Consider the following 14,143-nt stretch of genomic DNA (forward strand, 5'->3'; position numbering starts at 1 on the left):
CGAGGCATCCGGGACCTTGGTCCCGGTGTGTCGGTGGTCACCCTCCAGCGCTGCCGGACCCTCCGCCCGGCGCGTCGTCAGGCCCGCGGCGGACCGGTCACCGCCACGGCCCGTTGCGCGTTCACGGCACGCACCACGTTGCTGATGACGGCGACCAGCGGCACCGCGACGAACGCCCCGAAGATGCCGCCGACCAGCGCCCCGCCGGTGACGGACGTCAGCACCGCGAGCGGGTGCAGCGACACGGCCCGGCCGAGCAGCCAGGGGGTCAGCAGGTTGCCCTCGATCTGCACGGTGAGGAAGAGCGCGATGGCCATGACGATCGCCATGGTCGCCCCGTGCGTGACGAGGGCGACCAGCACGATCACCGCCCCGGCGACGAGGATGCCGACCATCGGGATCATCGACCCGAGGAAGATCAGCACGCCCAGGGGGACGACGAGCGGCATACCGGCGACCATGAGGATGATCACCATGGTGACCGCGTTCACCACACCCAGCAGCACCGAGAAGCGCATGTATGCCGTGAGCGTCACCCAGGCGACCCGCCCCGCGGCGGTGGCCCGCTGCTGCGCCTGCTTCGGGAACAGGCTCACGCACCAGCGCCAGATCGAGCCGTCGTCGAAGAGCAGGAACAGCGTCATGAACAGGCACAGCACCACACCGGAGATCACGCCGATCGCGGAGGTGGCGGTCTGGAACACCCCGGCGACGATCGTGCTCCGCTTGCCGCGGATGGTGCTGCCGAGGTCGGTGGTGTACTCGTCGACCTGCTTGGCGGGGATGTGCAACGGCCCGTCGACGAGCCAGTGTTGGATCGTGCCCGCGGCGTTCTGCAGCTGACCGGACAGGTCGGTCCAGCTCGAGGTGACCTGGATGACGACGAACCAGGTGGCCGCCACGATCGCGGTCACGCCCAGCACGAACACCAGCGTGGCGGCGAGCGGTCGCGGCAGTCCGAGACCGGTGAGGCGTGCGACCGCGGGTTGCAGCAGCGCGCAGATCATCACGGCGACGACGACGGTGATGGTGACCAGGCTGACCACGTTGAGCAGCCAGACCAGCACCCACAGGGCGGCGACCACCAGCAGGAAGCGCAGCGCCCAGGCGGCGGCGACGCGCATTCCCCAGCTGACGCTGTCGGAGGGCCGCAGCGGGCGCGGGGACGGGGCCCCTGGTGGGAGGCCGCCACCGGTGGCCGGCGACGTGGGTTCCACTGTGTGCGGGAGGGGTTCGTGCCCGTCCCCCCTCGCCGGGTTGGGGGCACCGGAGGGCTCGATCTCGTCGCCCCCGACCGACCTCCACAACCTCATGAGACGACTCTCGCAGGTTGGTGGTCGCGATGCGAGCCTCTCATGCGGTGTCCCCCGCGGCGGTCCGCCCGGCGGCCCGGCCGCTGAACAGGCAGCCGCCCAGGAACGTCCCCTCGAGGGAGCGGTAGCCGTGGACCCCGCCCCCGCCGAAGCCGGCCACCTCGCCCGCGGCATACAGGCCGGGGAACGCCGAGCCGTCGGGGCGCAGCGCGCGGGAGCCGAGGTCGGTCTGGAGGCCGCCGAGGGTCTTGCGGGTCAGCACGTGGAGCTTCACGGCCACCAGCGGGCCGGCGGACCGGTCGAGCAGGCGGTGCGGCGGTGCCGTGCGGATCAGCCGGTCGCCGCGGTAGGCCCGCGCGCCACGGATCGCCGTGACCTGCGCGTCCTTCCCGAAGTCGTTGTCCACCTCGTGGTCCCGAGCCCGGATCTGCCGCTCGAGCTCCGCGGCGTCGAGCACCGGCTCGTCGGTGAGCTGGTTCATCCCCCGGACGAGGTCGGACAGGCGGTCGGCGACCACGAAGTCGGCCCCGTGCCGCTTGAACGCCTCCACCGGTGCGGGTGCCCCCGGCCGGACGCGCGCCAGCACCTGGGTCCAGTCGCGGCCGGTCAGGTCGGGGTTCTGCTCCGAGCCCGAGAGGGCGAACTCCTTCTCGATGATCCGCTGCGTGAGCACGAACCACGAGTGGTCGTGCCCGGTCCGGCGCAGGTGCGCCAGCGTCCCCAACGTGTCGAACCCGGGGAACAGCGGAGGTGGCAGCCGGTGTCCGGTGGCGTCGAACCAGAGTGAGGACGGCCCCGGCAGGATGCGGATGCCGTGCCCCGGCCAGACCGGGTCCCAGTTCTGCACGCCCTCCACGTAGTGCCACATCCGGTCGCGGTTGACCAGGCGCGCCCCGGCCCGTGCGCCCGCCTCCAGCATCCGTCCGTCGACGTATGCCGGCACACCGGTGAGCATGCTCGCCGGCGGGGTGCCCAAGCGCTCGGGCCAGTGGCGGCGGATCAGGTCGTGGTCGGCGCCGATCCCGCCGCTGGTGACGACGACCGCCTGCGCGCGAGCGGTGAAGTCGCCGACGACCTCGCGGCTGCTGGCCTGTCCCCTGGGCTCGTCGACCGGGGCGAGGACGGAGCCGGCGACACCGGTGACGGTGCCGGCCTCGACGAGGATCTCGTCCACGCGGTGGCGGAAGAGCAGGCGCACCTGTCCCCGGGCGGCGGCCTCGCGCACCCGCCGCGCGAACGGCTCGAGCAGGCCGGGGCCGGTGCCCCACGTGATGTGGAACCGCGGCACGGAGTTGCCGTGACCGGTGGCGGTGCCGTCGCCGCGTTCGGCCCAGCCCACGACGGGGAAGAGCCGAATGCCCTTTTGCCGCAACCACGCCCGCTTCTCGCCGGCGGCGAACTCGACGTAGGCCTGTGCCCACCGGCGGGCCCAGTGGTCGGCACCGTCCGGAGCGTCCGCGTCGCGGTCGAACCCGGCGCTGCCCTCCCAGTCCTGCCACGCCAGCTCGACGCTGTCCCGGATGCCCATGCGCCGCTGCTCGGGCGAGTCGACGAGGAAGAGGCCGCCGAAGGACCACCACGCCTGACCGCCGAAGTTGCGCCACGACTCCTGGTCCAGGAGGGTCACCGATCGGCCGGCGTCGACCAGCTCGGCGGTCGCGACGAGCCCGGCGAGGCCGGCCCCGACGACGAGGACGTCGGCGTCCAGGGCGCCCGGGGCGTGGTGGACGGCCACGACGCTCAGAGCTTGCTGGAGCAGTAGGAGTGCAACTTGTCCGAGTCGGAGGTCAGCTGCGCACCGGAGACGTCCTTGCCCTGGTCGATGAGCGAGGCCATGACTCCCAGGTCGTGGACGACGTGGTCGGACAGCACCGTGAGCCGGTGGTCCTTGGCCCGGGTGGCGTTGTGCTTGACCGTGTCGGCGGCCTTGCGCAGGGTCGTCGCGGCGGCGGACAGCTGGTCACCAGATCCGGACGCGACGGCTGCGTTGTAGCTCTCGACCGCCGCGCTGAGGGTGTGGGTGCTGTCGACGCACGACGTGATGAGTCGCTGCCGCGCCGCGACCTGCTGCCGCTGCCGGGCGGCGGTCTTGCGCTGCTGAGTCTGCTGCTTGCCGGGGGCCGACGACGAGGCAGCCGACCGGCTGCTCGACGGGCTGCCGGCGGAGGCCGATGGTGCGGCACTCGAGGGCGGTGCCGTCGACGTGGTGGGAGCGCTGCTCGCCGGTGTGGACGACACGGAGCTGGGTGCGCTCGAGGAGGCGGCAGACTGCCCGCCGGACCCGCAGGCGGCGACGCCGCAGACGGCGACGAGCACGGCCGTCACAGCCGCGGCGGGGCGTCGAGGGGCGGTGGTCATGGCTGGGGGCTTCCTCACGTCGTCGCTCGTCGTCCTCGGGCGCGGCGTCGCCGCGACACCCGCTCCCGGGACTGTCGCCTTCCCCTCGCGACGCCTCGGCAAGGATGCCACCCGCGCCGACGGCCACCAAAACCGCATCCGGGACAAGGGACCAAGGACCCTGTCCGCCGCCGTCCCCCTGAGGTGTGATGGTTCCCGAGACGACAGGGCCGTAGGTGAGGAGGCCGGGAGTCAGCGGCAGGCGGAGCCGCGTCCCATCGCCACCGTCGTGGACGAGGAACCACGGCCCCGTCGTCTCGACCTGGGCAGGCCCGGGCGGCAACCTTTCTCGGGGGATGTCGCCCGGGCAGGCGCACGGTGCCGGTAAGGGCCTCAGCCGGGCAGGGTCCCCTCGTTGAAGCGTCGCGCGGCGTCCCTGCCGAAGGCGGTCACCCGTCGCAGCATCGTCGAGCCCAGGCCGTTGTCCGCCTCGCGGCCGGTGACCAGGGCACCGGGCCGGTCGCTCGGCCCGCCGGGGCCGGGCAGGAGCCGACCCATCACCGCGAGCAGCGCCACCGTGCTGCTGGGGGCGACACCGTGCACGCGGGTGGCCACCTTGGCCAGCGGCGTGAGGAGCAGCACCCGGCGTCGCTGCCGGATCGCTCCGACGATCCGCCGAGCGGCCCGCTCGGCATCCATCGCCACCACGGGGACGCCCGCGCCCAGCGAGAACCATGCGTACTCCAGGCCGTGCTGACCGCCGAACGTGGCGTTGAGGTGGGACCCGGTCCGCATCAGCCCGGGCACGATGGTCGTCACGGTCACCCCGGAGCCGGCGAGCTCGGCGCGCAGCCCCTCGAACCAGCCCACGGCGGCGAACTTCGCTGCGCTGTACGGCAGCAGGTGCGGCACCGCGACCTTGCCACCGATGGAGGTGATGGTGGCGATGCGACCGTGCCGCCGCTGGCGCATCGCGGGCAGGACGGCTCGGGTGAGGTGGAACGGACCCCAGAACATCACGTCCATGGCCCGGGCATAGTCCTCGTCGGAGAGCGTCTCCTCCGGCGCCACCTGGATGATCCCCGCGACGTTGACGAGCACGTCGACCGCGCCGAGCCGCTGCTCCACCTCGGCGACCAGCCGGTGGACCTGCTCGCGGTCGGAGACGTCACACACGAACGTCTCCACCTCGAGCCCCTCCTCGGCCAGCTGCTCGCGGGCCCGCTGCAGCTCCTGCCGGTCGCGGGCGCAGATCGCCACCCGCGCACCCGCGCGCGCCAGCTCCCGGGCGAGGAGCAGCCCCAGCCCTCGGGAGGCCCCGGCGACCAGCGCCACCTCGCCGTGCAGGTCGTCCTTGCGGAAGGCGGCCACGCCGACCGCACCGGCGAGCGCCGCGCCCACCCCGGCCCCCACTCCGAGCGCTGGGCCGAGCGGCCCCCGCCCCGCCCGTCGGCTGCCGCGCCTGGTCCTTGTCATGGTCGCCGATTCTGCCCTTGGCCCGCCGTCCCCGCACCCGAACGGCACACCCGCGCAGCAGGCCCGCGCACACCGGGCCCGGTCCCGGGGATCACGCACACCCCCAACCCGCCGACCCGCACACCGGGCCCGGTCTCGGGGATCACGCACGCCCCTTGGCGCGGTCGATCAGTCCGGCGGCTGGACCGGGAAGTCGATCTGGGGAAGCGGCTCGGCGTTGGCGACCCAGCGCAGTGCGCCGGTCGCGACGTGCCCCGCCCAGCGGGCAGGGAGGTGCGGTGGCCGGCGCAGCCCGAGCAGCTCGATCGCCCACGACGGCAGCGAGTCGACCGCCGCCGCCCCGAGGGCCCGGTAGACCGTGGTCGCGAGCGGCGACAACGGGGTCTCGTGCAACAGGAACTGCGCGACGTCCCGGGCAGCAGGTGTCCCCTCCAGCTCGGGCCGGAACTCGGCCAGGGCCGCCTGCAACCCGGCCACCGTCGTCGGCACGTCGTCGGCACCGAGGCGACGCGCGACGTGGGCTGACTGCGCGACATACCCGTCCTCCTCGGCGGCACTGAGGTGACGCTGCCCGTAGAGCCGGTGCGCCGTCAGGAAGCTGTCGATCTCGGCGACGTGCACCCACCGCAGCAGGTGCGGGTCGTCCGCGCGGTAGGTCCGGCCGTCCGGCGCCGTGCCGGAGATGCCGGCGTGCAGCTTGCGCACCCGCTCGATCGCGTCCTCGCCGCGCCGGATGGTGCCGAAGGTGGTGTCCGCGAGGAAGGTGCTGGTGCTGGCCAGCCGTCCCCAGGGGTCGCTGCGGAAGCCGGAGTGGTCGACGACGGCGGCCATGGGCAGCGGGTGCAGCGACTGCAGCAGCAGGGCGCGGAGTCCGCCGACATACATCGAGGCGTCGCCCTGGACGCGGCGGACCGGGGCATCCCGGGGGAACCAGCGCGGGCCCCGCTCACCATGGATGTCGTCGCGCGCGCTGACCCCGCGTTGGCCGGCGACCCGCTCGAAGAGCCGCTCGGCGAGACGTGCCCGCACGGCATGAAGGGGATCCACCCCTCCAGTGTCGGTGATCGGCACGGATTCTCGTCCACCACTCGCGCTCCGCCGTGATCGCGAGCACACTGGAAGGGAGGAATCGAGGTACTCATGCGACTGACCACCAGACACGCCACCCGATCGCCCGAGCTCGTGCCCGTCCTCAGTGCGGGCAAGCACCGCAACCCGCGACGTGGAGCCTGCTTCATGGAGTTTGCCTCCTACCTCGCAGGGGAGCGCTGGAGCGACCACCCCAACTGCACCCACCCGCTGCTGGCGCAGCTGGCCCGGTGCGTGAACGACTGCATCGGTGACGACTTCCGGGGCACCCTCGTCCCGCACATCCCGTCGGTCATCGGCGTGACCGGGGACGACCCCCGGGTCGACGTCGAGCTGGCGCTGCGCGCGGCGACGACGGCCCTCCCGGTGGCTCCGCACTCGAGGCAGGGCGTCATCGCCATCGGCATCCTCTCGGGCGAGCGGATCCTGGCCATCCTCGAGGGTCGCCCCGAGGACGACCTTCGCCCGGAGGCCGAGGAGGCGCTGCGCAACGCCCCGGAGGCGGCACGGTGGGCCCGGCAGTTCGGTGCACCGGCCAAGGTGTCGGTGCGCAACTTCTGCCGCAACGCCGCCCCGTGCATCGTCCAGGTCAGCGTCGAGGGCATCGCCGAGGCATGCATCCCGCACCCCGAGCAGATGCTGGTCGACCTGCTCACCGGGTCGATCGGGCAGTGCCGCGAGATGTGCGGCGCGACCGAGGAGCCGGCCCACCGGGTGCCCGGTGTCGAGCCCGTACGCACCGCCGACCGGGCGGAGCGGCCGAGCTCGCTGCCGACCCAGCGCTGAGCGACCACCCCATCACCGAGCGGCCACCGGCCGACCGCTGACAAGCCGCTGACCTCGGCCACGGAGACGTGAGCACCCTCCTCCTGCTCGCGGCGTTGTTGGCCGGGGTCATCGGCCTGCACCCTCTCGCAGACCTCGTCCGGGTCCCGCCGCAGGTCCTGCTCACCATCTACGGACTGCTGCTGGCCGTCCCGTCGTGGGCGCCGACCCTGCAGCTGGACCCCCACCTCATCCTCCCGGTCGTCCTGCCTCCGTTGCTGTTCGCGGCGACGCAGCGCACCAGCGGCCGGGAGTTCCGCGACCGCGCCGTCCCGGTCCTCACCCTCGCGGTCGGCCTCACCGTCGCCACCGCCGGCCTGGTGGCGGTCGCGGCGCACCTGCTGGGACTGGACTGGGCCGCCGCCTGGATCCTCGGCGCCGTCGTCTCCCCACCGGACCCGGTGACCGCGACCTCCGTGGCCCGGCAGCTGCGACTGCCGCAGCGGCTCGTCACGGTCCTGGAGGGCGAGGGCCTCTTCAACGATGCGGCGGCGATCGTGCTCTACGCCACCGCCGTGGCCGCCGCCAGCGGCAACACCTTCACGTGGAGCGGCAGCACGGTCCGGCTGGTGCTCGCCGTCGTCGTCGGCACCGGGCTGGGCATCGCGAGCGGCGTGCTCGTGCGCCTGGCCCTGCGGTGGCTGCACCATGCCGCCCCCGAGACGACGCTGACCGTCGTGACGCCGTTCGCCGCCTACCTCGGCGCCGAACACCTGCACGGCTCAGGGGTGCTCGCGGTCGTCGCGTTGGGGCTCACGCTGCGCAGCCACCGGCGCACCCGCATCACCGCCGAGGGGTGGCTGCTCGGTCGCGCCGTCTGGCAGTACATCGACTTCCTCATCAGCAGCCTCGTCTTCGCCCTGCTCGGCTACCAGTTCACCTCCGTGCTGTCCCAGCGGACACCGGGCACGCGCGTCCTCCTGCTCGCCGGGGTCGTGATCGCGGTGGTGATCCTGTTCCGCCCCGCCTGGATGTTTCCCTCCGCGCGCCTGGGGCGTGTGGTGGAGCGCCGGGAGGACCCCACCTCCCGCAGCTGGCGCGACTCCGCGGTCGTCTCCTGGGCCGGTATGCGCGGAGTCGTCACCGTGGCCACCGCCCTCGCCCTGCCCCTGACCACCGAGACCGGGGATCCCTTCCCCTCCCGCAACGACATCGTCGTGGTCGCCTTCCTCTGCGTGTTGACGACGCTGGTCGTCCAGGGGCTCAGCCTGCCCCTGCTCGTGCGCCGGCTCGGCGTGCGCGCCTCCGGGTCGGCGCTGGCCGAGGTGAACGCGCTGCGCCACCGCGCCGCCGACGCCGCGCTGAACCGGCTGCGTCGCGACGTCGAGGACGGCGTGCCGGACCCGGTGAGGCGCGCCGCGATCCAGCAGTACGAAGGATTCATCGCTGCGCGTGAGGCCGTGGCCGAGGTCCACGCCGAGGAGGACGAGAAGCAGATGACCGAGCAGTTGCAGACGCTGCTCAACCGCGGGCTGGAGGCGGAGCGGGAGTTCGTCCACCGCGCCAGGATGGCCGGGGAGGTGAGCACCGAGGCGGCCGACGAGGTGCTGAGCGACATCGAGGCCCGCGCCGTGCGGGACTTCGGTTGACGACGACGCGGGCGTAGAAACCGTTGTTGCTGGTGGTGGGGGAGCCCTGGTTCCCCCACCACCAGCAACGGTCAGTCGGCGCGGCGCCGGCCGAGGACGAAGTAGGCGAGCGGCATGGCGCCGAAGCAGTTCACCACCGTGATCGCCAGCGCCCAGCGCCACTTGGGGCCGCGGACCTCGCCGGCCGGGCGCCGCTTCAGGTCCGCCAGCGCCACCGCCTTGAGCGTCCCCTCGGCCACCATCCCGGCGAGGAGCAGCCGGCGGGTCCGCTCGCTGAGGTCGCTCCACGTCCGCTTGGCCATCGCCATGTCCTCTCTGCTCGTCCGTGTGGGCGTCAGTGCGCCACCCCCGTCGCGCCCATGATGCCGTCTTCCCCGGCCCCGCGGTGGCGGTTCAGCCGCCGAGCGGGAAGGTCGCCACGGTGTCGTAGCGCGGCTTGCCGTGCGGGCCCTGGCCGAGGTGGGACTCGATGAGGGCCAGCTCGGACACCGTCCACGTCGGCCCGCGGTAGGCATCGAACACCCGCAGCCAGCGCGTCAGGTCCTCGCCGTGCCGCAACCGGGCCAGGGTGAGGTGCGGGTGGAACCGTCCCCCGTCGACGTCGGCACCCGCCTTGCCGGCGGCCGCCCGGGCACCGGTCGCGAGGCGGCGCAGCTCCTCGGCGCCCTCGTCGTCCCCGCAGTCGACGCCGGCCCACAGCACCTTGGCCGCACCCGGGTGGGGGAAGGCACCTGCGCCGGCGAGCCGGCATACCCACGGGGTGCGGCGCTTGGCGGCGCGCTCCAGCCGCTCGGTGAGGTCGTCGAGGCGACGCTCGGGCACGTGCGCCATGAAGGCGAGCGTGACGTGCCACTGCTCCGGGAGCGTCCAGCGCAGCGAGCTGTCGACGGCCTGCCGCGGCTCGAGGAACTCGGCGAGGTCCTCCACCGCCTCGGCGGCCGGGGTGATCGCGGCGAACATGCGCATGCTCCAGACTCTGCCCCATGGCTGCGCACGTGTCGCCCGAGAATCCCTCGGCAGCAGGCCACCCGCTCCTGCTCACGGTGGGCCACGGCCGGCTGGACCGTACCGAGCTCGCCGACCTGTTGCGCTCAGCGGGCGTGCAGGTCCTCGTCGACGTGCGCCGCTACCCCGGCAGCCGCGGGAACCCCGACGTGCGGCGCGACGCCCTCGCCGCCTGGCTGCCCGAGGCCGGCCTGGTCTACCGCTGGGAGGAGCGGCTCGGTGGGCGACGGAACCTGTCCGTCGAGGCGGACCGCAACTCTCCCGACACCTGGTGGCGCGTGGCCCAGTTCCGGGGGTATGCCGGGTGGTCGCGTTCCGCGGAGTTCCACGCGGCGCTCGCGGAGGTCCTGGAGCTCGCCGCGGCGCAGCGGGTCGCCGTCATGTGCAGCGAGAGCGTCTGGTGGCGCTGCCACCGGCGCCTCGTCGCGGATGTGGCCACCCTCGCCCACGGCGCCGACGTCCGGCACCTGATGCACGACGGCGCCCTGCGCGAGCACCCGGTCGCCGAGGGCGCCCGCCTCGCGGCCGACGGAACCGTCGTCTGGGACGGTGCGTGACCGGCATACTCGCCGTCAGGGGCCGGACACGGGAGGTGGGCGCCACGACCGATGGGAGCGGCCACCGCGGACACGAGGAGGTGCAGCGTGCGGATCGTCGTCGCGCTCGGGGGGAACGCGCTGCTGCGACGTGGGCAGGTGCCCGACGCCGACGCGCAGCGGGACAACATCGTGACGGCCGTGCACGCGCTCGCGCCGCTGGAGGCCGACCACGAGCTGGTGATCACGCACGGCAACGGACCGCAGGTGGGCGTGCTGGCGATGGAGAGCGCGGCGGACCCGCGGCTGACCGCGCCGTACCCGTTCGACGCGCTGGGGGCGCTGACCCAGGGGTTGATCGGCTACTGGCTGCTGCAGTCGCTGCAGAACGCGCTGCCGCACCACCGGGTCGCCAGCATCATCAACCAGACCCTGGTGGATGGGGGCGACCCGGCGTTCGAGGATCCGCGCAAGTTCGTCGGCGAGGTGTATGACGAGGACGAGGCCAAGCGGCTCGCGGACACCTACGGCTGGCAGGTGCGTCCGGACGACGGGGGCTGGCGGCGGGTGGTCGCCTCGCCCCGTCCGCTCGCGGTGGTCGAGTCGGACCTGATCCGTGACCTGTTGGCGACCGGGACGCTCGTCGTGTGCGCCGGCGGTGGCGGCGTGCCCGTGGTGCGCGACGCCATCACCGGGGACCTGCGCGGGGTCGAGGCGGTCGTGGACAAGGACCTGACGGCGGCCCTGCTCGCCGAACGGATCGGGGCAGACCTGCTGCTCGTGCTCACCGACGTGCCGGCCGTGATCCGCGGCTACGGCACCGCCGACGCCACCCCGATCCGGCAGGCGGCCCCGGCCCAGCTGCGGGCCGAGGACTTCGCCAGCGGATCGATGGGGCCGAAGGTCGACGCGGTCTGTCGGTTCGTCGAGCGGACCGGCAAAGCGGCAGCGATCGGGCGGCTGCAGGACGCGGTGGCCGTGGCCGGGGGCTCAGCCGGGACGCTCGTCCGTCGCTGAACCGGCGAGTTCGGCAAGCTCCGGGTGCCGCGGAAGGTGCACGAGGTCGAGCACCGCGGCCGCGCCGCTGCCGTCCGCCGCGACGAGCTTGAGGGTGCAACCGGAGTGCCGCAGCGAGTCCGCCATCTCGTGGAGGACCTGCACCCCGGAACTGGCGAGGTGGGTCACCTCGTTCAGCACGACGACGAGGTCGCGGGTGCAGCCGCGCGAGCTCTGCTCCATCCGCACCTTGAGGTCTGGAGCGGTGCGCACGTCGACCGGGCCACGGACGATGAGCGTGCTGCGGTGACCGAGCTCCTCGTCCACCTCGAAGGGCGTGGCGGGACGCACCCGGCGGGTCCGTGCCGTCGTGGACAGGAAGTCCGCCTCGTGGTGGATCTTCTGGTAGATGTCGACCCGCGTCCCGGAACTGTCGTGGGAGACGTGCAGGTCGTCGGCGAAGTGGGCCACGATGCCCAGGCCACGGCCGCGGTAGGCCGACGTCATCGAGATCGCGTCCTGTTCGCGCCACTGGCCCTGGTCGATGACGGTGCAGCGGACCAGGCCGTCGCGCTGGAGGCCGAGGACGACCTCGATCGGTCCGCTGCGACCGCCGTAGCCGTGCTCGATGCTGTTGCTGACCACCTCGGTGGCCGCCAGCTGCAGGTCCAGCTGGTCCTCGGCCGTCGCGCCCAGACCCTCCAGCCAGTCGCCGATGTGGTCCCGCAGCTCACCGAGCTCGCCCACGTCACCGGAGAGGTCCAACCGCAGCTCGGGTCGGACCTTCGTCCGGCGGGCGAGCAGCGTGGTGACGTCGTCGGAGGCCTCCTCACGCATCTGGGCACGGACGAGGGAGCGCAGGAAGCGGTCGTTGTCCTCCGCCCGCTCGGTCGGTGGCGGGGCGCGCCGCGCGAGCCGCTCGGTCGTCCCGCGGAGTCGTTCGACGCACTCCGACATCACCTCACCGGGGCGCTCGACGAGCCCGTCGGTGTAGAGCAGCACCGCCTCACCGATGTCGACCTGGTCGGTCTGCACGGTCACCTGGGGCGGGCTCCCCGTCCCCAACGGTGAGTTCTCGTGGCCCGGTAGCGCCCGCACGGAACCGCTACGGCTGATCACCATGGGGGGCGGGTGCCCCATGCTCACCCAGCGCAACCGGCCGGTGGCCGGCCCGATCGCGGCCACGGCGAGGGTGGTCCCGCGCGCGGCCGGGGTGCGCCGGGCGTACGCGTCGGCCTGCCGCACCGTGAGACCGAGCTCGTTCGTGGCCAGCAGCAGCTCGGAGACGACGACCCGCAGCTGGCCCATGACGGCCGAAGCGGCGACGCCGTGGCCGACCACGTCGCCGACGATGAGCGCCAGCCGTCCGTCGGGCATCGGCACCGCGTCGAACCAGTCCCCGCCGGCCTCCTGCTGCCGCTCCGCCACCGAGTAGCTCGCGCTGAGCTGCACCTGCGGGACCACCGGAAGGGATCCCGGCAGGAGCGCGTGCTGCAGGTGGCGGATGACCCCCAGGGCGTTGGTGGCGCGGTCAGCCGACTCCTCGGCCTCCTCCTGCGCCCGCTGGCGTGCCGCCACCTGCGGGGAGATGTCGTAGGAATGGGCGATGACGCCGCGGATGCTGCCGTCCGGGTCGCGCCACGGCCCCATGGCGAAGACGAGGGTCAGGTCCTGCGGTTCCCCCGACGGCGTCCGGACCCGGCCGTGCCACTCGTAGCCGAACTCCGGCTCCCCCGTCGCCAGGACCCGATCCAGGTACTCGAACGCGTCGAAGCCGTCCAGCAGGTCCACCGACTCCCGCAACGGCTTGCCCTCGATGTCCCCCAACAGCCGCCGCGTCGTGTCGCTCAGGTAGCAGACCCGGTGCTCCTGACCTTCGGTGACCAGCGCCATGGACGGAAACTGCCGCAGCAGGGACTCGGAGTCGGGACCGCCGGCGGACGCGGGCACGACAGGACCTCCTCCCTGCGGAGTGTGACCGGTCTCCCCGCACCGCACGGAGAGCCACCCCGATCGTGCAGCGTCAGCCGATCACCCGCAACCGGCCACGCGGATCCATGCCGCGGAGGGCCCGGCGGACGGCCGGTGAACTGCGCCCGACCACGAGTTGCCCACCGCCCTGTTCGAGCCGGTCGGCGACGGCGAGGAGGGCGGTGAACGCTGCGGCACCGAAGTGGTGCAACCGGGACAGGTCGAGCAGCACCCGTTGGTGCGACTTGCGCCCCCCGGGCGCGAGCCGCAGGAGCTCACGCTCCAGTCGGTCGGTCACGTCGGAGTCGACCGAGCCGGAGACGACGATCCACGTCCCCCGAGCGTCGATGTCCACGACCTGGACCTCGAGCGGCCGACGTCGTCTCAGCATGCGAGCAACGTCAATCGCATCCGCATGGTGCGGCCGGACCGGGGTACCGGAACGCAGTGACCCCAGCACCGAACGTCGCTGTTCCACCTGGTGCATCGACGCGGCCGCCAGATCCCGCAGCCGGGCGAGCTGCTCCTCCGTAGGGGATTGTGGCCGGACGTCCATGACCGCGAGGGCCCCCAGGCAGTGACCGCTGGGAGCGATCAGCGGGGCCGCCGCGAAGAACCGGACGCCGTGCTCATGCACCAAGGGGTGGTTCGGAAACTCCCTGTCACCGCCGAGATCGGAGACCGCGAAAGGGTCCTCGTGCAGGAACCGCTCGAGTGGCACCGTTCCGCGCCGGGGCATCTGGCGCTGCTCGCCCACCCCCACCGCAGCCTTGAACCAGATCCGCTCCTGGTCGATGAACCCGAGAACGGCCATCGGGCAACCGAGCTCACGCGCGGCCTGCGCCACCAGCGCATCGAAGGGACGGCTGCGCGCCGTGTCGAGGATGTGGTAGCTGCGTAGGGCTTCCACCCGCGCCGCTTCATCGGTGTTCGCCCGGAGGTCCATGACCAACGTCAACTTCGCCTCACCTCGGATTCCGCCCCGAATCGTGATCCAATCGTGGCC

At 73.1% G+C, this 14,143-nt stretch carries 13 protein-coding genes; 4 read left to right on the top strand and 9 right to left on the bottom strand.

Annotation, left to right across the window (positions count from 1 at the left end; translation table 11 throughout):
- Nucleotides 1-77: 77 nt before the first annotated feature.
- The 5 genes from VFL99_RS07545 to VFL99_RS07565 all read right to left on the bottom strand — a co-directional run bounded on the left by VFL99_RS07545 (nt 78) and on the right by VFL99_RS07565 (nt 6,173).
- Entirely contained in the window at nt 78-1,124 is a 1,047-nt protein-coding gene (locus tag VFL99_RS07545) for an AI-2E family transporter (protein ID WP_325105722.1), read from the bottom strand.
- Between the two features lie 229 nt (nt 1,125-1,353).
- Nucleotides 1,354-3,048 (bottom strand): FAD-binding dehydrogenase, encoded by a 1,695-nt coding sequence (locus tag VFL99_RS07550; RefSeq protein WP_325105723.1) that lies wholly within the window; start codon nt 3,046-3,048, stop codon nt 1,354-1,356.
- A 5-nt stretch (nt 3,049-3,053) separates the two neighbouring features.
- Nucleotides 3,054-3,671, bottom strand: coding sequence for a hypothetical protein (locus tag VFL99_RS07555; RefSeq protein ID WP_325105724.1), 618 nt, complete (start codon nt 3,669-3,671; stop codon nt 3,054-3,056).
- A 372-nt stretch (nt 3,672-4,043) separates the two neighbouring features.
- Complete coding sequence (locus tag VFL99_RS07560) at nt 4,044-5,126, bottom strand: SDR family NAD(P)-dependent oxidoreductase (protein WP_325105725.1); 1,083 nt, start codon at nt 5,124-5,126, stop codon at nt 4,044-4,046.
- A 168-nt stretch (nt 5,127-5,294) separates the two neighbouring features.
- Nucleotides 5,295-6,173, bottom strand: coding sequence for an oxygenase MpaB family protein (locus VFL99_RS07565; protein WP_325105726.1), 879 nt, complete (start codon nt 6,171-6,173; stop codon nt 5,295-5,297).
- Between the two features lie 93 nt (nt 6,174-6,266).
- On the opposite strand from VFL99_RS07565, the gene VFL99_RS07570 reads away from it, so the two are divergent.
- Together VFL99_RS07570 and VFL99_RS07575 are read left to right on the top strand one after the other, a co-directional pair.
- A complete protein-coding gene (locus tag VFL99_RS07570; protein ID WP_325105727.1) occupies nt 6,267-7,001 on the top strand; it encodes a hypothetical protein in 735 nt (244 codons plus the stop codon).
- 68 nt (nt 7,002-7,069) lie between these two features.
- Nucleotides 7,070-8,629, top strand: a complete 1,560-nt coding sequence (locus VFL99_RS07575; RefSeq protein ID WP_325105728.1) for a Na+/H+ antiporter — start codon at nt 7,070-7,072, stop codon at nt 8,627-8,629.
- Nucleotides 8,630-8,700: 71 nt separating this feature from the next.
- Here the strand turns inward: VFL99_RS07575 and VFL99_RS07580 are convergent, their stop codons facing one another.
- A complete protein-coding gene (locus VFL99_RS07580; RefSeq protein WP_325105729.1) occupies nt 8,701-8,937 on the bottom strand; it encodes a hypothetical protein in 237 nt (78 codons plus the stop codon).
- Between the two features lie 85 nt (nt 8,938-9,022).
- Nucleotides 9,023-9,595 carry an RNA 2',3'-cyclic phosphodiesterase gene (thpR, locus tag VFL99_RS07585; RefSeq protein ID WP_325105730.1) on the bottom strand — a complete coding sequence of 191 codons (573 nt, stop codon included), beginning with the start codon at nt 9,593-9,595 and terminating at the stop codon, nt 9,023-9,025.
- A gap of 17 nt (nt 9,596-9,612) precedes the next feature.
- Between thpR and VFL99_RS07590 the strand changes: the two genes are divergently transcribed.
- The gene (locus VFL99_RS07590; RefSeq protein ID WP_325105731.1) at nt 9,613-10,191 is read left to right on the top strand and encodes a DUF488 domain-containing protein; all 579 of its coding nucleotides are present in this window, start codon (nt 9,613-9,615) and stop codon (nt 10,189-10,191) included.
- Between the two features lie 87 nt (nt 10,192-10,278).
- On the top strand, nt 10,279-11,187 hold the full coding sequence (locus VFL99_RS07595; protein ID WP_325105732.1) for a carbamate kinase: 909 nt from the start codon (nt 10,279-10,281) through the stop codon (nt 11,185-11,187).
- Here VFL99_RS07595 and VFL99_RS07600 read toward each other — a convergent pair.
- Entirely contained in the window at nt 11,161-13,116 is a 1,956-nt protein-coding gene (locus VFL99_RS07600) for a SpoIIE family protein phosphatase (protein ID WP_325105733.1), read from the bottom strand. The two genes, VFL99_RS07595 and VFL99_RS07600, sit on opposite strands and share 27 nt — an antisense overlap.
- A gap of 73 nt (nt 13,117-13,189) precedes the next feature.
- Complete coding sequence (locus tag VFL99_RS07605) at nt 13,190-14,095, bottom strand: GAF domain-containing protein (protein WP_325105734.1); 906 nt, start codon at nt 14,093-14,095, stop codon at nt 13,190-13,192.
- Nucleotides 14,096-14,143 lie beyond the last annotated feature (48 nt).

The organism is Segeticoccus sp. (genome assembly GCF_035708005.1).

Excerpts from the sequence above, each read along its gene's own strand:
- thpR (WP_325105730.1), bottom strand. The coding sequence starts at position 9,595 with ATGCGCATGTTCGCCGCGATCACCCCGGCCGCCGAGGCGGTGGAGGAC.
- VFL99_RS07545 (WP_325105722.1), bottom strand. The coding sequence starts at position 1,124 with ATGCGCGTCGCCGCCGCCTGGGCGCTGCGCTTCCTGCTGGTGGTCGCC.
- VFL99_RS07570 (WP_325105727.1), top strand. The coding sequence starts at position 6,267 with ATGCGACTGACCACCAGACACGCCACCCGATCGCCCGAGCTCGTGCCC.
- VFL99_RS07590 (WP_325105731.1), top strand. The coding sequence starts at position 9,613 with ATGGCTGCGCACGTGTCGCCCGAGAATCCCTCGGCAGCAGGCCACCCG.
- VFL99_RS07560 (WP_325105725.1), bottom strand. The coding sequence starts at position 5,126 with ATGACAAGGACCAGGCGCGGCAGCCGACGGGCGGGGCGGGGGCCGCTC.
- VFL99_RS07555 (WP_325105724.1), bottom strand. The coding sequence starts at position 3,671 with ATGACCACCGCCCCTCGACGCCCCGCCGCGGCTGTGACGGCCGTGCTC.
- VFL99_RS07580 (WP_325105729.1), bottom strand. The coding sequence starts at position 8,937 with ATGGCGATGGCCAAGCGGACGTGGAGCGACCTCAGCGAGCGGACCCGC.